This is a genomic window from Xenorhabdus khoisanae, from assembly GCF_001037465.1.
In the GTDB taxonomy this organism is placed as follows: domain Bacteria; phylum Pseudomonadota; class Gammaproteobacteria; order Enterobacterales; family Enterobacteriaceae; genus Xenorhabdus; species Xenorhabdus khoisanae.
Genome location: NZ_LFCV01000178.1, coordinates 12,305 through 38,897, shown reverse-complemented (window position 1 = coordinate 38,897; position 26,593 = coordinate 12,305). Strand labels below are relative to the sequence as shown.

The 26,593-nt window shown below is 43.7% G+C and carries 26 protein-coding genes; 9 read left to right on the top strand and 17 right to left on the bottom strand.

The genetic code is table 11. The features are described 5' to 3' along the window. Window positions 1-757 precede the first annotated feature (757 nt). From flgL to flgB, 11 genes are all read right to left on the bottom strand, one after another. Window positions 758-1,723, bottom strand: a complete 966-nt coding sequence (gene flgL, locus AB204_RS19370; RefSeq protein WP_047965024.1) for a flagellar hook-associated protein FlgL — start codon at window positions 1,721-1,723, stop codon at window positions 758-760. Between the two features lie 36 nt (window positions 1,724-1,759). After that, a complete protein-coding gene (gene flgK, locus AB204_RS19365; protein WP_047965023.1) occupies window positions 1,760-3,400 on the bottom strand; it encodes a flagellar hook-associated protein FlgK in 1,641 nt (546 codons plus the stop codon). 119 nt (window positions 3,401-3,519) lie between these two features. Next, entirely contained in the window at window positions 3,520-4,488 is a 969-nt protein-coding gene (flgJ, locus tag AB204_RS19360; RefSeq protein ID WP_411354727.1) for a flagellar assembly peptidoglycan hydrolase FlgJ, read from the bottom strand. After that, window positions 4,485-5,603 (bottom strand): flagellar basal body P-ring protein FlgI, encoded by a 1,119-nt coding sequence (locus AB204_RS19355; RefSeq protein WP_047965021.1) that lies wholly within the window; start codon window positions 5,601-5,603, stop codon window positions 4,485-4,487. Before AB204_RS19355 ends, flgJ begins: the two co-directional genes overlap by 4 nt. Before the next feature lie 15 nt (window positions 5,604-5,618). Next, the gene (locus tag AB204_RS19350; protein ID WP_047965020.1) at window positions 5,619-6,410 is read right to left on the bottom strand and encodes a flagellar basal body L-ring protein FlgH; all 792 of its coding nucleotides are present in this window, start codon (window positions 6,408-6,410) and stop codon (window positions 5,619-5,621) included. 67 nt (window positions 6,411-6,477) lie between these two features. Further along, a complete protein-coding gene (flgG, locus tag AB204_RS19345; RefSeq protein ID WP_047965019.1) occupies window positions 6,478-7,260 on the bottom strand; it encodes a flagellar basal-body rod protein FlgG in 783 nt (260 codons plus the stop codon). Between the two features lie 18 nt (window positions 7,261-7,278). Next, window positions 7,279-8,034: a flagellar basal body rod protein FlgF gene (locus AB204_RS19340; RefSeq protein WP_047965018.1), complete on the bottom strand. Its 756-nt coding sequence runs from the start codon at window positions 8,032-8,034 to the stop codon at window positions 7,279-7,281. 21 nt (window positions 8,035-8,055) lie between these two features. Beyond that, window positions 8,056-9,252, bottom strand: coding sequence for a flagellar hook protein FlgE (gene flgE, locus AB204_RS19335; RefSeq protein WP_047965017.1), 1,197 nt, complete (start codon window positions 9,250-9,252; stop codon window positions 8,056-8,058). A 15-nt stretch (window positions 9,253-9,267) separates the two neighbouring features. Then, on the bottom strand, window positions 9,268-9,960 hold the full coding sequence (locus AB204_RS19330; RefSeq protein ID WP_047965016.1) for a flagellar hook assembly protein FlgD: 693 nt from the start codon (window positions 9,958-9,960) through the stop codon (window positions 9,268-9,270). A 13-nt stretch (window positions 9,961-9,973) separates the two neighbouring features. Continuing rightward, the gene (gene flgC / locus AB204_RS19325; protein WP_047965015.1) at window positions 9,974-10,378 is read right to left on the bottom strand and encodes a flagellar basal body rod protein FlgC; all 405 of its coding nucleotides are present in this window, start codon (window positions 10,376-10,378) and stop codon (window positions 9,974-9,976) included. Between the two features lie 5 nt (window positions 10,379-10,383). Then, window positions 10,384-10,800, bottom strand: a complete 417-nt coding sequence (flgB, locus tag AB204_RS19320) for a flagellar basal body rod protein FlgB (RefSeq protein WP_047965014.1) — start codon at window positions 10,798-10,800, stop codon at window positions 10,384-10,386. A gap of 216 nt (window positions 10,801-11,016) precedes the next feature. Between flgB and flgA the strand changes: the two genes are divergently transcribed. The 7 genes from flgA to AB204_RS20985 all read left to right on the top strand — a co-directional run bounded on the left by flgA (window position 11,017) and on the right by AB204_RS20985 (window position 17,856). Then, window positions 11,017-11,688 (top strand): flagellar basal body P-ring formation chaperone FlgA, encoded by a 672-nt coding sequence (flgA, locus tag AB204_RS19315; RefSeq protein WP_047965013.1) that lies wholly within the window; start codon window positions 11,017-11,019, stop codon window positions 11,686-11,688. A gap of 123 nt (window positions 11,689-11,811) precedes the next feature. Further along, window positions 11,812-12,111: a flagellar biosynthesis anti-sigma factor FlgM gene (gene flgM, locus AB204_RS19310; RefSeq protein ID WP_047965012.1), complete on the top strand. Its 300-nt coding sequence runs from the start codon at window positions 11,812-11,814 to the stop codon at window positions 12,109-12,111. Between the two features lie 26 nt (window positions 12,112-12,137). Further along, window positions 12,138-12,578: a flagella synthesis protein FlgN gene (locus AB204_RS19305; protein WP_047965011.1), complete on the top strand. Its 441-nt coding sequence runs from the start codon at window positions 12,138-12,140 to the stop codon at window positions 12,576-12,578. Between the two features lie 412 nt (window positions 12,579-12,990). Next, entirely contained in the window at window positions 12,991-13,542 is a 552-nt protein-coding gene (locus AB204_RS20990) for a fimbrial protein (RefSeq protein WP_053067955.1), read from the top strand. Between the two features lie 128 nt (window positions 13,543-13,670). Continuing rightward, the gene (locus AB204_RS19295) at window positions 13,671-14,360 is read left to right on the top strand and encodes a fimbrial biogenesis chaperone (protein ID WP_047965026.1); all 690 of its coding nucleotides are present in this window, start codon (window positions 13,671-13,673) and stop codon (window positions 14,358-14,360) included. A gap of 55 nt (window positions 14,361-14,415) precedes the next feature. Beyond that, a complete protein-coding gene (locus AB204_RS19290) occupies window positions 14,416-16,899 on the top strand; it encodes a fimbria/pilus outer membrane usher protein (RefSeq protein ID WP_047965010.1) in 2,484 nt (827 codons plus the stop codon). A 12-nt stretch (window positions 16,900-16,911) separates the two neighbouring features. Next, window positions 16,912-17,856 (top strand): fimbrial protein, encoded by a 945-nt coding sequence (locus AB204_RS20985; protein WP_053067954.1) that lies wholly within the window; start codon window positions 16,912-16,914, stop codon window positions 17,854-17,856. 302 nt (window positions 17,857-18,158) lie between these two features. Here AB204_RS20985 and AB204_RS19275 read toward each other — a convergent pair whose 3' ends face one another. Beyond that, the gene (locus AB204_RS19275) at window positions 18,159-18,731 is read right to left on the bottom strand and encodes a DUF4291 domain-containing protein (protein WP_152671584.1); all 573 of its coding nucleotides are present in this window, start codon (window positions 18,729-18,731) and stop codon (window positions 18,159-18,161) included. 158 nt (window positions 18,732-18,889) lie between these two features. On the opposite strand from AB204_RS19275, the gene AB204_RS22905 reads away from it, so the two are divergent. Beyond that, the gene (locus AB204_RS22905; RefSeq protein ID WP_161796586.1) at window positions 18,890-19,063 is read left to right on the top strand and encodes a hypothetical protein; all 174 of its coding nucleotides are present in this window, start codon (window positions 18,890-18,892) and stop codon (window positions 19,061-19,063) included. An 88-nt stretch (window positions 19,064-19,151) separates the two neighbouring features. On the opposite strand, the gene flhA is transcribed toward AB204_RS22905, so the two are convergent. The 3 genes from flhA to AB204_RS19260 all read right to left on the bottom strand — a co-directional run bounded on the left by flhA (window position 19,152) and on the right by AB204_RS19260 (window position 24,028). Continuing rightward, complete coding sequence (gene flhA / locus AB204_RS19270; protein ID WP_047965007.1) at window positions 19,152-21,254, bottom strand: flagellar biosynthesis protein FlhA; 2,103 nt, start codon at window positions 21,252-21,254, stop codon at window positions 19,152-19,154. Next, entirely contained in the window at window positions 21,247-22,398 is a 1,152-nt protein-coding gene (flhB, locus tag AB204_RS19265; protein WP_047965006.1) for a flagellar biosynthesis protein FlhB, read from the bottom strand. The genes flhA and flhB overlap by 8 nt, the downstream gene beginning before the upstream one ends. A gap of 253 nt (window positions 22,399-22,651) precedes the next feature. After that, window positions 22,652-24,028, bottom strand: coding sequence for an alanine/glycine:cation symporter family protein (locus tag AB204_RS19260; RefSeq protein ID WP_047965005.1), 1,377 nt, complete (start codon window positions 24,026-24,028; stop codon window positions 22,652-22,654). A gap of 315 nt (window positions 24,029-24,343) precedes the next feature. Here AB204_RS19260 and AB204_RS19255 point away from each other — a divergent pair, with 315 nt between their 5' ends. After that, window positions 24,344-24,931 carry a recombinase family protein gene (locus AB204_RS19255; RefSeq protein ID WP_047965004.1) on the top strand — a complete coding sequence of 196 codons (588 nt, stop codon included), beginning with the start codon at window positions 24,344-24,346 and terminating at the stop codon, window positions 24,929-24,931. Here the strand turns inward: AB204_RS19255 and AB204_RS19250 are convergent. Further along, window positions 24,900-25,745: an alpha/beta fold hydrolase gene (locus AB204_RS19250; protein WP_152671583.1), complete on the bottom strand. Its 846-nt coding sequence runs from the start codon at window positions 25,743-25,745 to the stop codon at window positions 24,900-24,902. The two genes, AB204_RS19255 and AB204_RS19250, sit on opposite strands and share 32 nt — an antisense overlap. 187 nt (window positions 25,746-25,932) lie before the next feature. Next, window positions 25,933-26,589: a protein phosphatase CheZ gene (cheZ, locus tag AB204_RS19245; RefSeq protein ID WP_047965002.1), complete on the bottom strand. Its 657-nt coding sequence runs from the start codon at window positions 26,587-26,589 to the stop codon at window positions 25,933-25,935. Window positions 26,590-26,593 lie beyond the last annotated feature (4 nt).

Genomic DNA, 26,593 nt, shown 5'->3' with positions numbered 1-26,593 from the left:
AAAGAGTATACTTATAGTTTTCATGTTTACTTATTCTTATCATCAATAGTAAGACGAGATCTATCCCTAGACAAAAAGCCACCAATGCACATTCAAGAATGTTTATATCAAAAAAGCTAATGTGATATTTCTCTTTCCTATCAAAGATAAGATCTCGATCACAAGATAAAATAATATCCTAAATAAAAAAATCGGAATTAATCAGGGATGAGGATGGCTTTACGCCTTATAGAACGGGTCATCTTTCCTTTGTGGGCCATGGAAACAATTGGTTTTAATCGTGTCGATTACTGCATATTCCATCAAATCATTCACCATAATTATAAATAAAGGAAAATTCATTGACATAAACTACAATTTTAGAATTTTTATTCTTTTTATCTATTTTATATTGCTATTTATTTACAAGTCATTATCCATACAAAAATTGTTTAATAATTGCACTTTGCGACTTTTTAAAATATCAGGTTTCATGCAGAAGACATATTGAAAATATAGAGAAACTGCCAAATCTGATAACAACAAATTGAAGTAATACGATAATGGCTCTTGAATCATGAAGGGAAATGAAAGAAAAAAAGAAAACAGAAATGAGCACACTGCCAGTAAGTGGAATAAATGAAATAAGTGGGATAAGTGGGATAAGTGGGATAAGTGGAAAATGACAAAATAAAGGAAACAAATAAGCCCTTATCTTCCCCCATGTTACAGAAAAAGAAGCTAAGGGCTTGAAATGGAAACAGTATACCAATCTTAATTAGCGTTGCATCTCAAACAGAGACATACCTTTTAAGTTGGTAAACGCGATAAAGGAAGCTTGCAGTGCCACCTGTTGTTGTTGGTAATCAGAGATAGTGGCTACCCAATCAGCATCAACTAATTCTCCCTGACGTACTTTATTAGCCATGCTACGTTCACTGCTAAGTGCATCCAACCTATCCATTTCCTGAAGCTGCAAACCCAACACGGCTTGCACGGTATTAATGTTGTTCTGGCTATTGCGAATACCACGGTTCGCCTTATTCATCAATTCCTCGGCTTCTTTTTTCTCGTCCTCACTCGCCGTGCTGTACGAGACCTCTAGTGCCTTGATTGCCATATCAATAGAAGCAAAGATATCTGATTCACTGTTGGTTTTACCATCAGGTTCTTTGATAGGGTTGCTGGGCTGAGATAAGAATACCTGCTGCCCGGTATGGGCGACAATCATTGAGCGGTTATCGTCTACTTTCTGGGTAATTTCTTGATCACCACCGACATAGCTCACCTTCCCACTTTCATCTTCCACGAAAGGAGGAACATCCGTTTTATAGCCAGCAAAAATATAACGACCATTGCCATCAGTTTTGTTACTCAAATTCAGTAACTCTTTTTTAAGACCTTTCAACTGCTCTGCATAAGATGCACGATCCTGATCGCTCTGCTTATCTGCCGCTGCCACCCATGTTTCAAAAACACTGTTGGTAACGTTTACAACATTGTCGATAATATTCAACTGTGCAGACATGGTGTTTTTGGCAAAGTTGCGGCCTGTGGCAAACTGCTGGTTTTTCGACTCAGATTGAGAAACCATGATACTCTGCGAAGCCGCCAGAGGATCATCAGACGGATTAATTACCCGGCGACCACTGGACAACTGCTCACTCGATTTCATCCACTTAGATTGAGCATCAAAGATCCCATTCATTTTCTGAGTGTATAATTGATTCGTACTTACACGCACAATATTATTTCCTTTTTATCTTCAACCAAGTAGTGATTAGCGAATACCCAAAATCGCGTCGAACAAAGTATTTGCGGTTTGGATCACGCGAGCATTTGCCAAATAGTATTGTTGTAGACGTTGCAATTTGCCGTATTCTTGGTCCATATTGACGCCAGAAATCGATTCACGATCTGAATTAATTTGCTTAACAATATGCTTCTGCGTTTCTGTGCTGACCTGAGCTTTATTCGCCGCGCTGCCTACTTTACTGACCAGTGAGGCATACCCACCAGCAAGGGAAGCTTTGCCATCAACTAAACGTTTATCCTGCAATTCAAGGAATTTTTTCGCATTGTTGTTATTACTTTGGCCGGAATTTTCGGCATCGGAAGTCGCCAATTGGGCGGCATTTTTCAGATTCACCTCTAAGGATGTCACAACGTTGCTGACCGTTTTCAGCATATAGTTGTCGTTATTTTCTGCCTTAGCCGAATCAATTTTGACTTTCAGACCGTCGAATTCCAGCGTATCGCCGTTTTTTTTCACAGGGATAATCGCCCTGTCAGAGGCGCGCTGAACTTTCCAGTCTCCCCCTTCAAATTTGAGGGTGTAGTTACTGGCTTTGACCTTAGTGGTATCAGCATATTCCACTGTAATGTCAGCCGAACCTTTATTTTTACTGTTGGCAATGACTTCAGGCTTAGTGAAGGTAAAGAAATCAACACCTTTCTCGCCTTCCAGATCAAAACCACTGTGTTGTACCTGATTGAATTGATCCGCCATCACCAGCGCCAGTTGGTTCAATTCATTGCGCGTTGAATCCACCACTTCCCTGCGCACTTGTAATACGCCGCCCAGTGCACCTTGAGAGATAAAACGTTCATCGATCTCTTTGGTCCCCGCTACGCCATTATTGTAACCCAGTGTGATGCGGCCGCTGTCAGTGCCGGAAGGAATAGCTTCCAGTTGGTAGGATTTATTGCCCGATACCAGTGTCATACCGCCACCGAATGAGACGTTATAAATTCCGCGATCCTGCTGAACCACATTGACTTCGATCAGTTGGTTTAAGAGGCTAACGGCTTCATCACGCTTATCCAGCAATGCCAGCGGTTCACCCGTGCCTATACCACGCATACGCGTAATTTCATTGTTCAGCTTGGCAATTTCTTCCGCGTATTTGTTGATATCTTGAACATTTAGTTCAATTTGAGAATTGATACTGCCGTCTATCTGACGCAAATAGTCATCGGCTTCTTTGAATCGATTGACCAAACCTTTTGCTGTTTCCAGCACAGTTGTTCTGGCAGCGCTGTCTTCCGCCCCCCCCTCAACCGCTTTCATATTTTTGAAAACTTCTTCGATTGAGTTGGACAGGCTGGTGTCTTTATCTGCCAACAAGTTGTTGATTTTTTTGATCTGCTCGTTATAAGACTTCAGTGCAGCATGTTTCGTTTGTGCTTCATTGTGTAGTTTAGTGGTGAAGTCACTGTATTCACGATTGATGGATTTGACAACCACACCATTGCCGATAAAACCCACTGGCGACATGGTTCCATTATTTTGAGTCATTACGGTAGTCTGTTGGCTATAGTCCGTGTTTTTAACGTTGGCAATGTTATTACTCACTACACTCATTGCCACCTGCGCGGCATTAATACCACTCATGGCAGTATTCATAAGACTATTGGACATGTGTAGATCCTTTTACGTTTTCTTTAATCCTCCATCTATGGGAGGTCATTCACTGTTACAGTTATCGGCACTTCTCACTGTTCCTTGAGCACAAATGCGCTTGATTTTTCTACTATCGTTTAAAACAGACTGTCGAAATCATAGGCATAGGCTTTTGCCATTTGGTTACCGGTATTTTTTAACTGTTGGATCAGTGACACTAATTTTTTCGCATAGCCGGGATCGGTAGCATATCCTGCATCCTGCAAGGAGTACGCGCCCTGTTCTGCCGTCGTGGATTGCGCTACTTTCGCGTAGCGGGGGTTTTCCGTCAGCAATTTGACGTAATCCGTTATCGCTTCGACATAAGAGCCATACACACGGAAGCTGTCCTGCATTTTCTTCGATTCACCATCAATGTATTCCGTCGTCATGATATTAGTGACAGGCCCTTTCCAGTGCTTGCCCGCTTTGATGCCGAACAGGTTATGACTCGGCTTGCCTTCTGCGGTCAGAATTTCTCGTTGCCCCCAACCGGATTCCAGCGCGGCCTGTGCAATAATCAATAAATGAGGAATGCCGCTTTGCCGGCTTGCTAACTGTGCCGGTAAGGAGAGCATGGAAACAAAGCCGGCGCTGTTCATTGGCAATGGCTTCGACTGAACTGAGCCATTAGAGAAGGCCGAAGAGGAATTGTCAGGTATCGACCGGCGCATAAACTGCTCCAATGCCTGCCTCGGCAATGTGTGCAGAATTTCATTATCCAGCGGCATCGGCGTAGTGCCCGCCAATTCACTGGGCATATTATTCGAGTCAGAGAACTGCTTAACAATCATGTCAGCAAACCCCAATCCCTTCTGGGAAAGGTCCTGAGCAATTTGCTGATCGTACATCGAAGTATAAAAACGGGTCTGGTCGCTGCTCAGAATGCCATCCTGCGGCAACGAGGAACGCATACTTTTCAGCATCATCTGAACGAAAACGCCTTCAAGTTGTTGGGCTACCTGACGTAGCCCTTGTTGTGGTTCCTGTGACAGTTTCGCTTTCAGTGAATGCAGCGAGTTAACATCGTAAGCAGCATTGGGCATCGTCAGAAAGTCATTCATCAGATAATCTCCAGTTTCGCACGCAGACAGCCTGCGCTCTCCATCGCCTGCAAAATCGACATTAAATCGGTTGGTGTTGCACCCAGCGCGTTCAACGCACGTACAACCTGGGTCAGGTTCGCGCTGGCATTGACTTTCTGCAATGCACCACCCTGTTCCTGAATACCAACGCCCGTATTACGGCTCACGACGGTACTTCCCCCCGCCAATGGCGTATCAGGCTGATTGACCGCTGTTTGACGTTCAACAGTGACAGACAGGCTACCGTGAGCAATCGCACAGCTATCTAATGTCACATTGCGGTTCATGACCACTGAACCGGTGCGGGAGTTGAAAATCACTTTGGCATCGCCATCATTAACACGAATATTTAAGTTCTGAACTTGTGACAGAAATTTAACCTGCTCGCTGTTTTCTATTGGCAGACGCAACTGAACGGTACGAGAATCCAGCGGTGTTGCTGTTCCTGTTCCTTTCAACCGGTTGATTACATCACTAATTTGTTGAGCCAAACTGAAATCGTCATCATTCAATTGCAGATTCAACGTGCTTTTCTGGCCGAATTGGGTCGGCAATTCCCGTTCAATGACTGCACCATTAGAGATGCGCCCACCTGCAAGCTGATTGATTTTAATGCTGTTACCACCGGCGCTCACCCCCGCGCCCCCCACGAGGATATTTCCCTGAGCCAGCGCGTAGACCTGATTATCCACCCCTTTTAAGGGTGTCATCAGCAATGTGCCGCCACGTAAGCTCTTGGCATTCCCCAATGAGGACACCACAATGTCAATGTTTTGTCCTGAACGCGCAAAGGGTGGCAGCTTTGCTGTCACCATCACGGCAGCCACATTTTTAAGCTGCATATTAGTACCGGACGGCACAGTAATTCCCAACTGTGACAACATATTGTTCAAGCTTTGGGTTGTGAAAGGCGTCTGCATGGTTTGGTCACCCGTTCCATCCAATCCGACGACCAAACCATAGCCAATCAGTGCGTTATCCCTGACACCTTCAATGGTCGTCAGATCACGAATGCGTTCCGCAAAAGCGCTGGCAGACGCAAACGTATTGAACAGTACCAGCAAGAGCGTAAAAAGGCTGGCGACTAATTTTTTCATCCTAACCATCCTCTTTTAAAACGGTGAGATATTTATAAAGAAACGTTGTAACCAGCCCATATGCTGTGCTTCGTTGATATAGCCATCACCCACATACTCAATACGAGCATCTGCAACCTGATTGGAACTCACTGTATTGTTGCCGGTGATAGTGCGCGGATTCACCACGCCAGAGAAGCGAATGAATTCTGTTCCCTGATTGATGGCGATCTGTTTTTCCCCTACGACATGCAGGTTGCCGTTTGCCAGCAGGTTATTCACGGTCACAGTGATCGTGCCCCTGAATGTATTGTTGGCATTTGCCCCACCCTTGCCACCAAACTCGTTGTTACCTTCCATGCCCAAATCGGTTTTTTCACCGCCTAACAATCCCTGTAAGAAACGAGGGGTCAAAGCAGCAACAAAACCCGTTTTACCATTGCGGCTGGCATTGGCTGAGGAGTTTTTGCTCGCACTGACGTTTTCCTGCAGGATAATGGTCAGCGTATCACCGATATTGCGTGGGCGTCGGTCTTCAAACAGGGGTTGATAACCATAATAGATCGGCTGGACAACCTGAAAAATAGAACCATTTGGCGCGGGAGCTGGTGATTCGGTGGGTTTTGCAGTTGTCTGCCCTTTCACCAACGGTTTGTGCGGTATATAAGCGCAGCCCCCTAATGTCAGGGTCGTCAGGGTTAATACCGCCACAGATATGCTGATGCGCCACTTATTTCCCTGGTTTTTCCGTAAACCGACGGAGTCATAAGCGACATGGTTTTTAGCATGGTTTCCGGAATAGTTCTTGGCAACAGGCATTGTATCCATCTTCTATGCTCTTAAGTTGATCGCAAAAATAGTGGAAGAATACATTCCTCCACTATTAATGATTAGGTTATAACTGAGTCAGTTTTTGCAGCATCTGATCAGACGTTGATACCGCTTTGCTGTTGATTTCGTAGGCTCGCTGAACCTGAATCATATTGACCAGCTCTTCCGCCACATTGACGTTAGAGGTTTCAACGTAGCCTTGATAGAGCAATCCGGCGCCATTGATGCCCGGTGCATTTTCCACGGGAACACCGGAGCTGTTGGTTTCCAGATACAAGTTTTCACCGATGCTTTCCAAACCGCTCTCATTAATGAACGTGGTCAGTGTCAATTGCCCAATCTGCTGCGGTGCATTTTGCCCCTGCACGTTTACGCTGACGATCCCGTCACTGGCAATACTGAGTTTGGTGGCATTGTCCGGAATGATGATTGCAGGTACGACGTGAAAACCACCAGCAGTGACCAACTGACCGTTCTGATCCTTCTGAAATGAACCATCACGGGTATAGCCGGTTGTGCCATCAGGCAACTGGATCTGGAAGAAACCCTGTCCCTTGATGGCTACATCTTTGCTGTTATTGGTCTGCGCCAGATTGCCCTGACTGTGCAAACGTTCAGTTGCCACCGGACGCACACCCGTACCAATCTGCAATCCCGATGGCAGGTTAGTCTGTTCAGACGACATTGCGCCCGGCTGACGTTCAGTTTGATAGAGCAAATCTTCAAATACCGGGCGCTGGCGTTTAAAACCATTGGTGCTGACGTTTGCCAGGTTGTTGGCAATGACATCCATATTTGTTTGCTGAGCATCCAGCCCAGTCTTAGCAATCCATAAAGATCGGATCATGAAGTTATCCTCCCCCGATTAGCTCATAGCGAGAATCTGATTAGCCCGCTGTGCGTTTTCATCGGAACTGTGTATGACTTTCATCTGCATCTCAAAGCGACGCGCGTTGGCTATCATGTTCACCATGCTTTCCACCGGATTAACATTGCTGCCTTCCAGTACACCCGGCATGATTTTCACTTCTGTGCTGGCCGCCAGTTCATTGCCCTGCTGTTCCCGCGCCTCTGGCGTTAAATGGAACAATCCATCGTCGCCCCGCACCACTTGACTGGCTTCCGGTTTGACGATTTTCAGCTTGCCAATCTGTCCCAACAAGGTTGGCGGATCGCTGGCAATCAAAGCAGAGATGGCACCATCAGCCGCGATGGTCAGTTCAGCCTGTGGCGGAACATCAATCGGCCCGTTTTCGCCCATCAACATGCGCCCCTGCACCATCAGTTGCCCTTCAGGTGAAATTTGGATATTACCGTTGCGGGTATAGGCTTCCGTCCCGTCTTCGAGCTGAACGGCCAGATAACCACCTTGTCCGACAGCCACATCCAACGGGCGGGAGGTATAATTCATGGGTCCCTGACGGCTATCCATGCCGGGGGTGGAGGCAACGGTCAATGTACGCGTTGGCAGGGTTTCACCTTCAATCGGTACAGCACGCAATGCAGCAAGCTGGGCCTTGAAGCCCGGTGTTGACGCATTGGCCAGATTGTTGGCAGTGACAGCCTGATGCTCCAGCGTTTGGCGCGCAGCTCCCATAGCGGTATAAATGACGTGATCCATAAAGCTATCCGCCTGAGCTTATTAACGCATGCTGACCAGTGTTTGCAGAATTTGGTCCTGCGTTTTGATGGTCTGGGCGTTGGATTGATAGTTACGCTGGGCGACGATCATATTGACCAGCTCTTGGCTCATATCTACGTTAGAAGCTTCCAGCGCACCGCTTAACAGCTTACCGAAGTTGCCTGAACCTGCGAGTCCCACAACCGGGCTGCCTGATGCTCCGGATTCTGCCCAGGTATTATCGCCTTGTGCAGTCAGACCTTCAGGGTTGGCAAAGTTTGCCAGTACCACCTGACCCAGTACCTGATTTTTTCCGTTGGAATAAGTACCGAAGATTTTACCGTCATTATCTACACTGTACTTGGTGAAATAACCTGCGGCATAACCATCTTGTTTTGGATTGTTGGTAGAATTTTGTGCAAGACTCTGCTGCTTACTTCCATTTAAATCAATGGTGATGTCTGAAGCAGCAGAACCATTCAGTGCTGGCATGTTAAATGTGAATGGAGCAATAGCTTCCATTTGACCACTTGTATTGAATGACAACTCACCCAATTCTTGAGCTTTAGAACCTACTACAGAAGTATCCTGGGCATGAACTTTCCATTTATTATTTTCTGTTTTAACAAAAAACACATTGAGATCGTGCTGATTACCCAAGCTATCGAAAACTGGCACGGGCGTACCGAAATTAAACGTATCTTTCTCGCCTGGATTCAGTTTTTCTGTGATGGCTTTCTCCGTTGCGTTCAGGTTAGCCGACAACGAAATTTTGCTCGTTGCTTTCGCGTCCATCATTGCCGTTGGAATCGAAATCGGCCCCACTGCGCCACCTTGCTGAATGACTCCGTTCACCGCCGGATAACCCGTCAGTTTCATATCCTGCATATTGATCAGGTTACGGTCTGAATCCATTTTGAACTGACCGTTACGGGAATAGAAAATATTACCGTTGGAATCTTCCATGCGGAAAAAACCGCCTTGTGTGATTGCCATATCCAACTGGCGGTTAGTTGTGGTGGTTGAGCCGTCTTTAAAGTTCTGAACCATGCCAGAAACCTTAACACCCAAGCCCACTTCTGAGCCGCTGAAAACGTCCGCAAAGGAAGCGGAGCTGGATTTAAAGCCAAATGTCGCTGAGTTTGCAATGTTATTACCAATAACATCCAGGTTACTCGCTGCGGCATTCAAGCCACTGACCGCTTGTGAAAAAGACATATGTCCTCCGTTTAATTAAAGAATCTGACGAACTTGATCCATGGTTACCGTTCCCGCCAGCCCTAAATCTAATTTAGTGCCATCCTCACCCCGCATGACGCCGTTGACTACGGCATAATTCAGCGGATGTGTCACTAACGCCTGATCTTGATAGCTTGCGGAAACAGTGAAACTATAAGCACCGATTTCCACCTCCTTGCCATCTGCGTCTTTACCATCCCATTTGTAATTATGGACACCGGCATTGCATTTACCGAAGTCCAATTCCCGAACTACCGCCCCATTCTTATCTTTGATGGTTATTTTTACGTTATCGGCAGGTCGGGTCAGCTCAAAGCCAATTCGCGATGTGCTGATGTCTTTTTCACTGTAGCCGACTAAAATTTTATCGCCGGGTACCATAACACCACGATTAATCAGCATGGTTGTTTGCATTGCCTGATTGTTGCCCATCTGCCCGACAACGGTTCCCAGTGTTTTATTGAGTTCTTCTATACCGTGAACGGTACTGATCTGTGCAATCTGAGAGGTTAACTCACTGTTTTTCATTGGTTCGGTTGGATCTTGGTTCTCGAGCTGTGCGACCAATATCTTCAGGAAGTTATCTTTAATATCGCCGCTGCTTTGTTGCTTTATTTGAGTCTTGGAAGCGAGCTCGCCTACTGTTGAATTATCCAATGATTCATTAATTGAAGAGGTGATTCCCATAACGACATTCCTGTTACTGGCCTAATGTCAGCGTTTTCAACATGATGGACTTAGTGGTATTAAGCACTTCAACGTTCGCCTGATAGCTACGGGAAGCGGAGATGGTATTGACCATTTCCCCGACAACATCCACATTCGGCATACGAACGTAGCCTTTTTCATCGGCCATCGGGTTGCCCGGTTGATATTCGAGACGGAAAGGCGTGGGATCATCCACCACTTCACTGACACGAACGCCGCCTATTTCCTGCCCTGCTGGTGCAGCAACGCGGAATACAACCTGCTTGGCCCGGTAAGGCTCGCCATCCGGCCCTACGATGCTGTCGGCATTCGCCATATTGCTGGCGCTGACGTTCAGTCGCTGGGACTGAGCGGAAAGCGCAGAGCTGGCAATATCAAAAATACTGAGTAGAGACATTCCCATTATCCTTGTGACTGTAGAACTGACATCATGCTTTTAATCTGCGAATTCGTCATAGTAAGTTCGGCCTGATATTTCAGGCTGTTATCTGCGAAATTGCTGCGTTCCATATCCATGTCAACGGTATTTCCATCCATTGCCGTCTGGTATGGCACCCGATACAGCAGGTCCATCTCCAGACGTTTTTGAGGCTGAACGGGAATATGTCGATCGGAAGTCAGAGTTAGCCCAATTCCATTCCCCGTTACACGACCATGTGCCATTACCTTTTTCAGTTGAGCAGCAAAATCGATATCACGCGCCTGATAGCCAGGGGTATCCGCATTGGCGATGTTGGCAGACAAAATTTCCTGCCGCTGGTTGCGGAGTGCCAGCGCTTCTTGTCGAAATTGAAAGGCGGCATCTAATTTATCGAGCATATTCCTCCCTCGGGTTTGTTCGTGAAATCTGCCAGGTATAAGCTCTAAGCAGCTAACAGAATAAACCCAGAAGAAAAAGGTGATTCGAAGAATAGAAACAAATTGAATTGCTATTTATCCCATTAACGAATAATCAATCGAGTTACACTATTAACATCCAACAGGTACTGAATATTTTTTGAAATCATGGTTCGCTAACCGGGTTAAGGTGATGACATGTCGGCATTAAAACTTATCGGACTCCTTGCCATTTTCCTTAATTTATTTTTTAGTCCATCTTTAGTTTGGGGGAGCAATCTACCGCAATCAATAAATGATTATTTCAGGCAGATTCATCACACACCGGGTCATAAAATCACGGTGGAAATCAAAACGCCTGAGCAACATTGGCCGACTTGTGAATTTCCTGAAATACAGCCGTCACTTGGCAACAAAAATTGGGGCAATCTTTCTATCCCGGTGACTTGTGGTCAACAACGCCGATTTATTCAGGTCTACGTCAACGTCATTGGCCCTTATTTAGTTTCTAAGCGAGCCATTAATCGTAATACAGTACTGACAGAAAAAGATTTTCAAATAAAAACGGGATCTTTAGATAAGCTGCCAAACGACATAATCCGTAACAGTAAGGCCATACAAAATGGTATTGCTATCCGCAACATACCTGCCGGACAATTCATCACACGCAATATGATTCGGCGTCCATGGGCGATTAAAGCTGGACAAAATGTGGTCGTCACCGTAGATGGACACCATTTTCAGGTGCGTTACGAAGGAAAAGCGATTAACAACGCCGCGAGTTTTGATAATATCCGTGTCCGCTTAGATTCTGGGCAGGTTATTACTGGTAAAGCCCAAGAAAATGGTAGTGTAAAAATGATGTTATAAATGGCTAAAGTTTTATTTCTTCAAGCCGATATAACCAACAGACCATGATTTTACAGGCATGCCAGCGGTATATCGCCTGCTACCTAAGACAAATAGATAATGCCTGATTAAAGGATTACGATTATGAGTATTGAACGCACTCAACCTCTACTGGCTATGGCTGCTTTACAGCAACGCAATGCCAATGAAGGGGCTCAGATCACTCGAAGAACTGTGGCTGTCGCAGAAAAAAGCGCCGATACGCAAGTCAAACTGAGCGAAGCGCAAAAAAAGCTCGTCCAGCCAAGTAGCCAGGATATTAATATCCAGAAAGTACAACAACTGAAAGAAGCCATTGCACAGGGAACACTGACGATGGACAGCGGTAAAATTGCTGATGCCCTACTCAGAGAAGCCCTTGAAAATATGGAATATGATAAATAAACCATCAAATTCATAAAGAGCCATAAATGGAAGAACTTCAACTCTTGCTTGAACAGCAAAGTGCGCATTTAAATTCGCTTTCGCAAACGATGGCAGAAGAACAGCGCATATTAAGCGAAGGTTTTATTGAAGCGAATCATTTACATCGAGTCACGGAGCAAAAGGCATTTTTGCTTTCAGCACTTGATCACGCAGAACGAAAGCGCCAGCAACTAAACGAAACGCTGAAAATAAATGAGCCTTATGCTGACCATGAAAGACTGGCGATATTGTGGGAGCAAATTGGTCAGACGGTTGAACGTATCCATGATTTAAATGCACACAATGGATTTTTGCTGGATCAGCATATTGAGCTGAATAGTAAGGCAATTGCTTTTCTGAAAAGTCACCACAGCCCTTCTCTTTATGGTGCTGATGGGCAGGCACGTCATAATTCAGCGCTATCAGGCCATAAGATTAGCGTTTGATCATTCGGTTACTGCCTAAGCAGTAAGCTCTACAGACCTCTTGGTTTATTGGTAATGATAAGGGGTCTGTTTCTGTGTATCTGTATTTTTCCCACCCTGACAAAACGAAAATAACTCTCATTATATTAGTGATAATTATTATTACCTACCTCTTGAGAGGTGGTTTTAGAATCATAAAATGAGTATCAATGGTCTTCTCAAATTCTTTAACTTTTCTTGATTGATAATTCCTATCAATATATTGTTAATTGATCGTAAATATCGATTGTTTTGTTGATCTTTTTTGATTCATAAGGTAAATTTTTCTTCTGCACACAGGATACTGTGCACGAAATCTTTTTATTATAACGCGTTATTATTTTGCGTTATACATAATAAGTAGTTTTATATTATGATTGTTATGGATATGTAAATGAAAAATATTTTAGTTTCATCTTTTATTGCTGTAATATTGGTTTCAGTAAGTAGTATTTCTTATGCGGCCCTTCCGGTAACAACTGGGTCAGTAAAATTCTCCGGGAACATTGTAGAATCCACTTGTAATATTCAAGCTTCTAGCAATGCTGTGGACATGGGGACATATCTCAGAAGTAATATACTAAAAAAAGGAGAGGAAGTTACGGGGAGCAAAAAGCCTTTTAAGATCAATTTAACTGGGTGCCCTGTTACTACTACACCTCTTACCATGGAAACCACATTTTCTGGGAATACAGCGGATACCACCGATGGAAAGCTATTAGCATTAGATACACTTTCTGGAACAGGCGCAACCGGAATTGGCATTGGTATTTATAACAGCACAGGTCAGCAGATAGATCTTTCTTCCTCTCCTACGCTGCCAGGAATTCCAATCAACAAGACTGATATGGAAATACCTTTACAAGTGGCTTATGTATCTAATGGACAACCAACTAAATCCGGAAAGGCCGAGGCCACACTTAATTTTCAGATAAATTACAAATAAAAATTAATTATTTATAAATATTTATTCCCTAGCCGCAGAGGTATTTTTATGGCTGCGGCCAAGAGCTATTTACATCATAAATAATCATGTAATAGTGAAAGATAAAATAAAAAATGTTTACATCGTATATGGTAACAAAAAAAATAACACTTATATTCTTATTGTTTTTTATATCTCCATCCTGGGCGGGTGTAACTATTGGTGGAACCCGTGTTATTTATAAAGGAAATAAAAAAGAAACTTCAATTTCAGTGAAAAACTCTGACGAAAGCCGGCCTTATTTAATTCAGTCTTTTATCAGTACTGATTCAAAAGGAGAAAAAGCCCCTTTCATTGTGACGCCGCCTCTATTTCGTTTGGATGCTGGCAAAGAAAATATTCTTCGTATTGTCCGTATCGGCGGTAATTTACCTGAGGATAGGGAATCGGTTTTTTACCTTAATGTGAAGTCTATCCCTTCCGTACAAGAAAACGAACAGAATACTTTATTGATTGCGGTGAAAACCCGAATCAAATTGTTTTATCGGCCTGAAGGCATTGAAGGTGATTCTGAAGAAGCTTATAAGACGCTGACGTTTTGTCGTATTGGTCACCAACTTGAGGTCAAAAACCCCAGTAATTATTATGTAACCATCGGGCAGCTCAAAGTAGCCGGGAAAACCCTGACAGGTACTGACATGATCGCTCCACAAGGTGTAGCGCATTTCGTCCTGCCATCTGAATCATCAGGCTTAGTCAGCTGGAATAGCATTAACAGTCATGGTGGCATAAGCAAAGAGGTAAGTAAAAACCTACCTCAAAAAGAAGATAAAAGATAAATATTTGGGACAAAACATCATATTTATTAAATATAAAACGAGTGGCGGCACAATTATGCCAACATGTTTGCTTTCAGTCTTTATTTTATGTTTTTTCGTATTGTTATCATTGCCCGTCACGGCACAGGACTATTTTCGATTATCAGCATTAGAATTAGATGATACTCAATCGGTGATTGATTTAAGCGTATTCTCATCCCCCGGGGGTCAATTACCGGGTCAGTACCAGGTGAACATATTTCTTAACGGGAAAGAGAAAGAAACAAAACAGGTTAATTTTATTAAACTGAAAAACGGAAAACTGTCTCCACAACTCACGGTCAATAATTTAAAACAGTTTGGTGTGAAAATGTCAGCTTTTCCCGCGCTGATGAAACTCTCTCCTGAACAAGCTATTGATGATATTAGCAAGTATATCCTACAGGCATCAACTTCATTTGATTTCTATGAGCAACGTCTGGATATCAGTATTCCACAAGCAGCATTGGATAATCAAGCCAGAGATACTGTGGCACCACATTTATGGCAACATGGAGAGACAGCATTTTTAATGGACTATAATTTTAGTGGATCGGAGAATTATAATAAAAACACAAAAAACCAAAGTTATTTTTTAAACTTACAAAGCGGAATAAATATCGGAGCCTGGCGTATAAGGAATCAGTCAGTTTATGACTATAATTCTGGAAAAAATAAAAGTGAGAGTCGTTTTTCATCCATTAACAGCTATATCCAACGGGACATTCCAGAACTAAAAAGCCAAATAATTCTTGGTGAAACCTTTACTGAAGGAGATATATTTGAAAGCGTGCCGTTTATCGGTGCTTCTATAACATCCGATAGCTTAATGTTGCCCAGCAGCCAGCGTGGATTTGCGCCAATTATCCGTGGTATTGCTCAAACCAATGCGCGCGTAACGATTCGCCAAAATAATTACGTCATCTACGAAAGCTATGTTCCACCGGGGCCTTTCGTTATTACGGATCTTTATTCAACCTCCGGCTCCGGTGATTTGGATGTCACGATCACCGAAAAGGACGGACGGCAGCGTAAATTTTTGCAACCATTTTCATCAGTACCAATGATGCAGCGAGAAGGACAATTAAAATATCAGCTTACCCTAGGGCGTTACCGTTATTCCAATACCAACACTGATAAACCTTATTTTAGCGAAGCGACATTTATCTATGGACTTTCCAATCGGTTAAGTTTGCTATCTGGTATGCAGGTAGCAGAAAACTACCGGGCGTTTAACGCTGGCCTGGGAATTGGTTTAGGTAATTTTGGTGCGATCTCTCTGGATATGACACAAGCAGATGCCTGGTTGCAGGAAAATGAACATAAACAAGGGCAATCATATCGAATCCAATATACGAAAAGTATCGAGACAACGGGGACATCCCTGACATTGGCCGGGTATCGCTATTCCACACCAGAATACTATTCATTTGCAGAGACGAATGAATATTCAGTAAGAAAAGAAGCCAGCAGCGCACAAAATAAGCGTAGCCAATTGCAGCTAACCCTAAACCAAGGGATGGGGAATTTTGGCAATATTTATGTGTCTGCCTATCAGCAAGATTACTGGGGAAAACAAGGCACCAACCAATCATTATCCGCAGGTTATAACTTTAACCTTGCCGGGATCAGTTATGGGTTGAATCTTTCCTACGATGCCAATCATGACTCCATTAAGAGTAAGGATACACAGGTATCGTTTAACGTTTCTATTCCACTGGATCAGTGGCTGCCTAATGGATGGGTAACTTACAGCATTAATAGAAATGGCCACAGCCGAGGAAACCAACAACTGATGATGAGTGGCAGCGCATTGGACGATCATGCCTTGTCATATAGTATCCACGGAGAGCACAGCAATAATATGGAAGGGGCGAGCGGTGGTGCTTCGCTGGAATATAGTCATTCTTCTGGCCGTGTGAATCTGGGCTACAGCTACAGTGATAATAGCCAATCGCTTAACTACGGGCTGTCTGGCGGTATTGTCGCCCATCAAAACGGCATTACATTTTCCCAAGCATTGGGTGAGACCGTAGCACTGGTCAAAGCAGCTGGTGCAGCAGAAACAAAAATTTTAAATCACAGTGGAATTAAAACGGATTCACGTGGCTATGCCGTAATCCCGTCGATCGAACCTTATACCTACAACCGGATTGCCCTGGATACTGAAATGCTGGCTGATGGCGTTGACCTTGACAATTCAGTGCAACACATTGTACCGACTCGCGGTGCCGTGGTTGCTGCCGATTTTCGCGTCCGTCAAGGACACCGTATATTGGTGACATTACGTTACAACGGCAAACCTGTACCTTTCGGTGCCAGCGCAGCGTTAACAAACAGTGACAGTAGCGGAATTGTTGGTGATGACGGTGAGTTGTATTTGAATGCTGTCCCCGAGCAGACAGAAATAAAAGTACAATGGGGAAAAAATAAGGGTCAACAATGTCATGCAAAAACAGATTTATCAGTGCTGCCCGAAAAGTCAGGTGTATTACGCCTGATTGCTGATTGCCGCAACTAAAAGGAATTTATCATGTTTAATTTTGAACGTAATAATCACTTTCAAATTAAAGCTAATAACTTTTTATTGATATTATTAATTGTTATTGTCTCGGGAAGTTATTCAACGCGGGTTATAGCAGTATGTAAAGCTGATAGTACGCAGAAAATAGTCAAATTTGATGATATTTATGTTGACTATAAAAATTTGCCAAAAACAAAATATGCCTCCAATAACGGGACTAAGATAAAGTGCAACGTAAGAGAGCAGCATATATACGTAAAATCCATTACTGGAGTAAATGTAGGTTCCCTCAAAAATGGCTCTTATGAAACCAGTCTTCCAGGTGTCAGATTTAAATGGACACTCCAACCTGATGGTGTAGTGAGTCAGGTTATGGTTTTGAACAGCTCAAGAGGGATCGGCTACGGAGCAAGAGGAAGAACATTGAGCAGTAAATTTTATATAGAGATCGATAAAGATGTTCAATCAGGAACAGTCAATGAAATAATAATAACGATGGCTGCTGATAAAGAACACAATACGGTTTTCACTTATAAAATCCCTTCTTTTAACATCACGGCAAGATCTTGTGAAATAACCACACCGATTGTTAGTGTTCAGATAGGAGCCGTATTAAAAAGTCACTTTAAAAACATAGGTGATACCGCCGGTGGACGTTCTTTCGAGATTAATGTGCAATGCAAAGGATCCCCTAACGCGAATATTACCTGGGAGCCGGGAAAGACTAATACAAATGGAGTGATAAATGCTGATTCAACCTCATCAGCAACAGGGATCGGCATTCAGGTGTTAGATGACAAAGGCAATCCTGTGAAGTTTGGTGAACAGCAGGCTCTTGGTACGATAAATTCCTCTAAGCCATTGTCATATAAGGCACAGTATTACCAAACCAGTAATATCGTTATTGCCGGTAGCGTTAATGCCACAGCCACCTTCACTGTCGATTATAAGTAATGAGCCTGTATTAGTTCAGATTAACCATATTGTGTACAACAACAGCAATAATCACACTTTTAATAATGCTATTTGATACAAACTTGGATGATAAATGAATACCCATATCAATATCAATATCAATATCAATATCAATATCAATATCAATATCAGAGAGGAACGCATTTATTAGAATTTCCCAATCAAATTCTATAGTAAACTTGAGAACTGTTTTATACGAATTATTTCCCATAGGAACATGGGAAATAATTCTAATTCATTGTTCCATCAACTTTTGTTACTGAATAAATAATCTATTGATTTTACCCCAGATATATTCTCTCTTCCGGTAGCAATGATTTAGCCATATCCAGATTATTCTTTTTCACTAGATCATGAATTTCATGTGCTTGTTCAGTCACATCGCTGATCTTAATAATCCAATGATTGACATAGCTTTCAACGGCTTGATTACGCAAACCGATTTGTATCGTTCTCTGTTCCAATTTATTCAATGAAATATCCCGTTCTGGATCCCACTGAATCACAACATCGCTGCTCTGCACTTCCTTTTTCCATGCTTCCGTTGAACCGAACAGTTTAGGATCAAAATGGCTGACCACACCTTGTTGGATAATTTCTTTGAACCCTTCATGTGTCAGGTCAATCGCCAGAATTCGTTTCTGCCCTTCATCTTTTTTTGCCCAACCGGAGCGGTACATCATCCATAAAAAGGAAGGTTTAATCCATGTCATGCGGGTCATACTGAAAGGAGGGGAAACAAAAGTACTGTTTTGGATAGCACTGTCAGCGATTGAATCGGAATAAGCTTGGTATACTCTGATATATTCATCAGTGTAATTTGCTCTGATTGAATTATTTTTATATGAAAACATATTATCCTTATTTTTATATTTGATCATAAAATCCTATAATACTTATAGGAATATCTATTATAGTTATTTAACTGTACAACATACATTTTCTCAAGAGAAGATAATTTTTATGCTTAAGGTAGCATCATGAACCGTGTTGATATATATATTGAACAGAAATGAGTCGTCACGATATTTATTTTTTAAATAATCAGGCCAGATATTATTTAGAAAATGCTAATAGTAAGATGTGCGCAAATTATCAATTTCATAAAGAACGAATCAAAATGCTTTTTGATCTGGCTCCAGATGAAATGAAAAAGCAGCTACAATGGTCAGGTCCTGAAGATTAATTATAGATTATCATTCTATAATAAGGTGATCACAAAGGATCACCTTATATTCATTATTATTTCACTTCAAAACAGAGGATTGCCAATACTACCTCGCACCACCAATCGTTGCCGTCATTCTGATTTGACGATTGTCGGTGATTTCAAGGTTAGATAACACCACCAAGCGCGGTAATACACGGCGCAGGAAGCGAGATAACAGCGGGCGCAGTGCATGGTTAACCAATAATACTGGCGGAGCTCCCAACATTTCCTGACGATCCAACGCTTCTGCCGCCTGACGTTCAAGGCTTTCAGCCAAGCCCGGCTCCAATCCACCACCATTTTGCAGTGCTTGCAGCAGTATTCTTTCCAGCCCGGCATCCAGGCCAATCACTTTGATCTCATCCGCTCCCGGGAACCATTGCTGAGCGATCGCCCTGCCCAGTGCAATTCGGATCATCGCCGTCAATTCATACGGATCTTTCTGTACCGGAGCATGTTCTGCCAGCGTTTCAATAATGGTACGCATATCACGAATCGGTACTTGTTCTGACAATAGGTTTTGCAGAACTTTATGCAACGTTGTCAGGCTGACGACATCAGGGATGAAATCTTCCGTCAGTTTCGGCATTTCCTGACTGACGCGCTCAAACAGTTGCTGAGCTTCCTGTCTTCCAAACAGTTCACTGGAATGCTGGGAAAGCAAATGGTTAAGATGAGTCGCCACAACAGTGCTGGCGGCTACAACTGTATAACCTTGTACCTGTGCCTGTTCTCTTAAACTGTCATCAATCCAGACTGCCGCCAGACCAAAGGCCGGATCTGTCGTCAAATCCCCTTGCAGTTCACCTATAGCGCCGCCCGGATTAATCGCCAGCCAGCGACCCGGATGTGCTTCACCACGACCAATTTCTACGCCTTTCATCATGATACGGTAACTGGCTGGTGCCAATTCAAGGTTGTCACATATATGCACGACAGGCGGCAAATATCCCACTTCTTGCGCGAATTTTTTACGAATACCACTAATACGACCAAGCAACTCACCATTTTGGCGAAAGTCCACCATCGGGATCAAACGATAGCCAACTTCCATGCCCAGCGGATCTTCCAATTGCACATCAGACCATGATGCTTCTGCGGTTTGTTGTTGTTCTTCTACCGCTTTCATCTCTTCATGTTGTGCTATAAGCGGATTTTTGTCCTTACGCAATAGGAAATAACCCAAGCCTGCCAATGCTGCCGTAAACAATAAAAAGACAAAGTTAGGCATGCCCGGCACCAAGCCGAGTAAGCCAAGTACACCGGCACTTAACATCAACACCCTAGGATTATTGAAAAGCTGGGTCACCATTTGCTGACCAACATCTTCATCAGTCGCTACACGAGTTACGATAACACCCGCCGCAGTAGAGATGATCAAGGCAGGTAACTGGGCAACCAATCCGTCACCGATAGTCAGCAGAGTATAGGCTTCCGCCGCATCACTCAAAGCCAAACTATGTTGGGCAACACCGACAATCAAACCACCGACAATGTTGATCACCAATATCATTAATCCGGCAATCGCATCGCCGCGCACGAATTTACTCGCACCGTCCATTGAACCGTAAAAATCCGCCTCCTGTGTTACCTCGGCACGACGTTTTTTCGCTTCATCTTCGCCGATCAATCCGGCATTCAGGTCGGCATCAATCGCCATTTGTTTGCCGGGCATTCCATCCAGCACAAAGCGCGCTCCGACTTCTGCTATGCGCCCTGCACCTTTGGTAATGACCATAAAGTTAATCAGGATCAAGATAACAAAAACCACGATACCGATCGCAAAATTACCGCCGACAAGGAAGTGGCCAAAGGCTTCCACGACTTGCCCCGCGGCCGCTGAGCCAGTATGCCCTTCCATCAGGATAATTCGCGTGGAAGCGACGTTTAGTGATAGACGCAGTAAAGTTGAGAACAGCAGAATTGTCGGGAATGCGGCAAAGTCCAGCGTCCGACGGGTGAACATCGCCACCAGCAAGACCATGATGGAAAGTGCAATATTGAAAGTGAATAGCAGATCAAGCAGGAATGGTGGCAACGGCAGTACCATCATCGACAAGATCATGAGAATTAAAACAGGCCCCGCAAGCATTTGCCACTGGGAGCCTTTTATATTCCCCGGTAAACGATTTCCCGATAAACGTAGTAATGAGGCCAGATTAGCCATGACGATTATTTTCTCCAGCAAAATCCAGTGCTGGCGGCACTGGCAGATTTTCAGGTTTTTTCGGTTTCAGGCCACCTTCCTGTTTCCAACGTTTCAATTGGTAAACCCAGGCAAGCACTTCTGCGACAGCAGCATAGAGCGCCGCAGGAATAAAGCCGCCTACCTCAGCATGACGAAATAACGCCCTCGCCAAAGGTGGAGCTTCCAGTAACGGAATGCGATTTTCCGCCCCGATTTCTTTAATGCGCAAGGCAATAAGCCCTGCCCCTTTTGCCAACACTTTAGGGGCGCTCATCTTTTTGCTGTCATATTGCAAGGCGACAGCGTAATGGGTTGGGTTGGTGACAATGACATCAGCTTTTGGCACATCCGCCATCATGCGCTTACGCGCAGCCGCTCGCTGCTGTTGACGGATCCTTGCCTTTACATGGGGGTCCCCTTCTTGTTCCTTAAATTCATCCTTGATCTCCTGGCGGGTCATTCTCAACTTTTTCAGGTGGCTGCGGATTTGATAAAGCACATCAAACGCCACCATCGGTATCAGCATAAATAAGACAATATAGCCGGCAAAAATCAGCATCATCATCGCATCACTCAACGCCAACAGCGGAGGCTGGGCAGTCAGGTTGAGCATGGCAGGCCAGTTCAAGCAGATAAACAGCGCTGCACCACTTCCCACCAATGATGCTTTCAGGATGGCTTTGAACAGTTCTGCCAACGCATTCATGGAGAAGATTTTCTTCAAGCCAGAAATGGGATTCAACTTAGTCAAGTCAAATTTGATGGATTTTGAGCTGAATATCAGCCCGCCCATTAAAGTTGGTGCGCTGAGCGCAATTAAAACCAATCCGACAAAAACCGGCAACAATGCCCAGACCGCCTGTTTCAGCAATCGGCCAACTTGCTGCACCATTTGTTTGTCATTACTGACCATATTGTGATCGAAATTGAACCCTTCAAACACCATCAGGGAAAGATCATAGGTGATCGATTGGCCGCTCATCCAGAGCAGGCTTACGCCTCCAGCTAACATCAGGATAGAAGTGAGTTCCTTGGAACGCGCAACTTGCCCATCTTTACGAGCTTTTTCCCGTTTATGGGGCGTGGGTTCTTCGGTTTTTTCGAGATCGCTATCTTCAGCCACAGCTTTCCTTGGTGAGCGTTCGTTATTGCATGCAGAAAATTTGCCTTTGGAAAAGGGCAAATAAAATTGTGTTAAGCATGACAAAAGCCCAGAAATTCAATGGCGGGAACACTGCGAAATTTGCAGGGGTATTTGGGGAATTATGAGAGTGCCGGAGGCTGGATGCCTCCGGTATGATCGGAACAGGTTATATGCCTTAAATTTGCCGCAAGAATAACTTTTTTTAATCTCTCCTGCCCTTTATCAGCCAATATTAATCCACCTTTACCACTGGTTTAATATCAATACTATCGGCATTAACATCACGGATATGGTCTTTCGTCAAACGATAGACAACCGGGCTGAGCATAGCAACCGCGATCAGGTTCGGAATTGCCATCATGGCATTAAGGGTATCCGCCAGCAACCAGACAAAGGTCAACGACTGAGTAGCACCAATCGGCAACGCGATAATCCAAGCGATGCGGAATGGCACTATGGATTTTGGCCCCAATAAATATTGGATACATTTCTCACCGTAAAAGCTCCAGCCCAAAATAGTTGTGAAGGCGAAAATAGCCAAGGCAATGGCAACGATATAGTTACCTCCCGGGATCACAGCTGAGAAGGAAGATGCGGTCAGTGTTGCACCTGTTTCACCTGTCAGCCAGCCACCGGTAATAATAATAGTTAAGCCCGTAACGGAACAAACAATGATCGTGTCAATAAAGGTTCCCAGCATGGCAATCAAACCCTGACGAATTGGGTTTTGGGTTTTTGCCGCTGCGTGTGCGATAGGCGCACTTCCCATTCCCGCTTCGTTAGAGAATACTCCACGAGCAATACCAAAACGAATCGCTGCCCAAACTGCTGCCCCAGCAAATCCGCCTTGTGCTGCAACAGGCGTGAACGCTGATTTGATGATTAAAGTAATCGCATCGGGAATAGCCGTAACATTGAGTGCCAGAACGACAATTCCCGCACCAAAGTAACCCACTGTCATGACAGGTACCAGTTTACCTGCAACATCAGAAATACGTTTAATGCCACCAATCAACACTGCACCAACCAAAATAACCAAAATTCCGGCTGTTATGGTTTTCTCAATACCAAAATTACTTTGCAGGACATCAGCAACGGAGTTAGCTTGTACTGTATTGCCAATACCAAAGCCCGCAATACTACCGAAGAAGGCAAAGAGCGTTCCCAGCCAAACCCACTTTTTTCCCAAACCATTTTTGATGTAATACATCGGACCGCCAACGTAATTACCATTTTTATCGGTTTCACGGAAACGCACTGCCAGTACTGCTTCTGAATATTTCGTCGCCATGCCGACCAGTGCGGTCATCCACATCCAGAACATCGCACCCGGCCCGCCCATTACAATAGCTGTTGCTACACCTGCGATATTCCCTGTCCCTATCGTCGCTGACAAGGCTGTCATTAATGCATTAAAAGGTGAGATTTGTCCCTCACCTCGTTGTTCATTTTTTTGAAAGAGTAATTTGAACCCTGTGCCCAATTTACGGATCGGTAAAAAGGACAGACGAATTTGCATGAAAATGCCAATACCCAGAAGCCCGACGAGCATGGGAACTCCCCATACTACCCCGTTTACCGCACCTAACCATTGTGTAATCAATTCCATATACACCCTCGGCATTTAGAATAACAAGTTAGCAACAAAATTGTTTCAATTAAATAAAGAGCATTTTGGAGAAATAAGCGAGGACTAATTGAGTATCACTGGCAAGAAAAAATTGATACTGTGAGTTTGGTCACTCGTTCTGGTTACTTTTTATCAATGTTATTGATAACAATCCCTCTTACATCACTCGTTCTGATATTAATCCTCTTTAACCAAACTGTTATCTCTTCTTTAAATAAATTAAAGGTTTTTTATAGCGATTAAATAGGTATTATTTATAAAATAATAGTTTCTTAGATAACTAAAGGATTTTCAGTGGCAAGAGTGGGTTATATCAGAGTGTCAACAAATGACCAAAATAGTGATTTACAAAGAAATGCGTTGGTTAGTATCAACTGTGAGTTGATTTTTGAAGACAAAATCAGTGGGAAAACCGCTAATCGTCCGGGGCTAAAACGTGCTTTAAAGCATCTTGAATCCGGTGATACGTTAGTGGTTTGGAAGTTAGATCGACTAGGGCGCAGTGTGAAAAATCTGGTGACACTCATTTCAGAGCTGCATGAACGCGGTATTCATTTTCAAAGCCTGACTGACAGTATCGATACCAGTACTGCAATGGGACGATTTTTCTTTCATGTAATGAGTGCCTTGGCAGAAATGGAGCGCGAATTGATTGTAGAAAGAACCAATGCAGGCTTGGCAGCAGCGCGGGAACAAGGGCGGATAGGTGGGCGGCCAGTGGTGTTTACTGAGGAAGATCGACAACAAGCTGCCAGGTTACTGATTAAAGGACATACCCGAAAACAGTTGTCGATTATTTACAATGTGTCGTTATCAACGATTTATAAATATTTACCGGTGGGAAAAGTGGTTAATTCCCCATTCCATGATTTACCTGATTAGAAAGCCGCGATGTTGAAAGAGTGAAGTCTTTTATTAAATCAATCCATTCTGTTGGTTTTTCAATGTGCACAGCATGACCACTATTAATTTCTTTATAGATACTGTTTTTCACATTGTTATAAACTTCACGTACCAAATAAGGTGGAATTAACGTATCTCTACTTAATCCAATAACCAGAGTATCTTTATCTATTTGATTAAGATAGTCTTTTATATTTATGCTTAATCCCAAGGTAATTCGTTTTTCTATCTCTTTTTCTGCGGGTTGAGAACAGATTTTCTGTATCGTTTCATGCCCCAGTGAGGAAATAAATTCTGGACTCAAGGCATGGGATAAACCAAAAGCCATTGCTGATGCTTTATCATTCAGCTCCAGATGCAACCAAGTATTGAATATCAATTGATGGCGAGGATCATCATTTGTTGCCCACGGCGCAGTCAATATCAATTTATTGATTAAATGCGGATACTTTGCGGCCACAACAGCAGCCACTACAGCTCCCAAAGAAACACCCACCAAATCAACAGGAACCTCACCGCTGTCTTCTATCACAACAGCGATTTGCTCTGCAATGTGTTCAATAGTCAGAGTTTCTGACGGTAATCCTGAATGACCACAACCTGCATAATCAGGAATGATTACCGTTCGATCACCGATAAATGCTTTTTTTATTTCGCCAAAACTGCTACTGCCACTGCTATTTGTACCATGCAGAAAAACAACTGTATTTTTATTGTTTTCCTGACCTTCTCCGAATTCTTTACGGTAAGACACAAATGAATCTTTCAACTTAATGATTTTATTTATCGACATCACAATGTTTTCCTCTGCATGATTTGGACTATTGTATATTTATACACTAGAACAATAGGATAACGCTGTGAGCTAATCTAATAATCTCGAAGCAGGCGTTTGGGTCAGCCATCAGACTCACCCAAACGCGATCAAAAGATGAAAGTTCTATTAAAAATTCTGTTCGTTAAGTCACTATCACTCGTTATCAAAAACCTAAACTATCCAACAAATCATCAACCTGTGCCTGATTGGCAATAACACCAGTACCACTTTGGTTAACTTGAGGGCCGTTAAGAAGACTATCGTTCTCTTTTTTCGCTTTAGCCATCTGGTCAGAAGGCATATTCTCCATTAATACCATGACCAACTGTTTTTCCAGTTCCTGAATAACTTCCATCATCCGCTTGATTACCTGCCCAGTAAGATCCTGAAAGTCTTGCGCCATCATGATCTCAAGCAATTGGGCATTGGTAAACGAGGCATAATCAGGCACGAGATTCAGGTAATTTCTCGTGTCTGTGACTAATGAGCGGGCATCCATCAGCTCCAAATTGTTTGGGTTTGCAAACCACTCATCCCAACGTTGGGACAAATCTTTTGCCGACGCCTCCAATTCGTTCTGACGGGGCTGTGCTACTTCAACACAGTTCAGCACCCTTTCAGCCGCTTGTGCTGTCATTTGGACAACGTAATTCAATCGCTCCCTCGCGTCTGGGATCGCCTCAGCCGCCTGAGCAATAGTTTGATCCAATCCCAGTTCACGTAGACTATCGCGCAGCATTCTCGTTAACTGCCCGATACGACTGATTATTTCGCTGGTAGAGATCGCCTCATCTCTCGGCATGACTGGATTTTCACTCATTTTG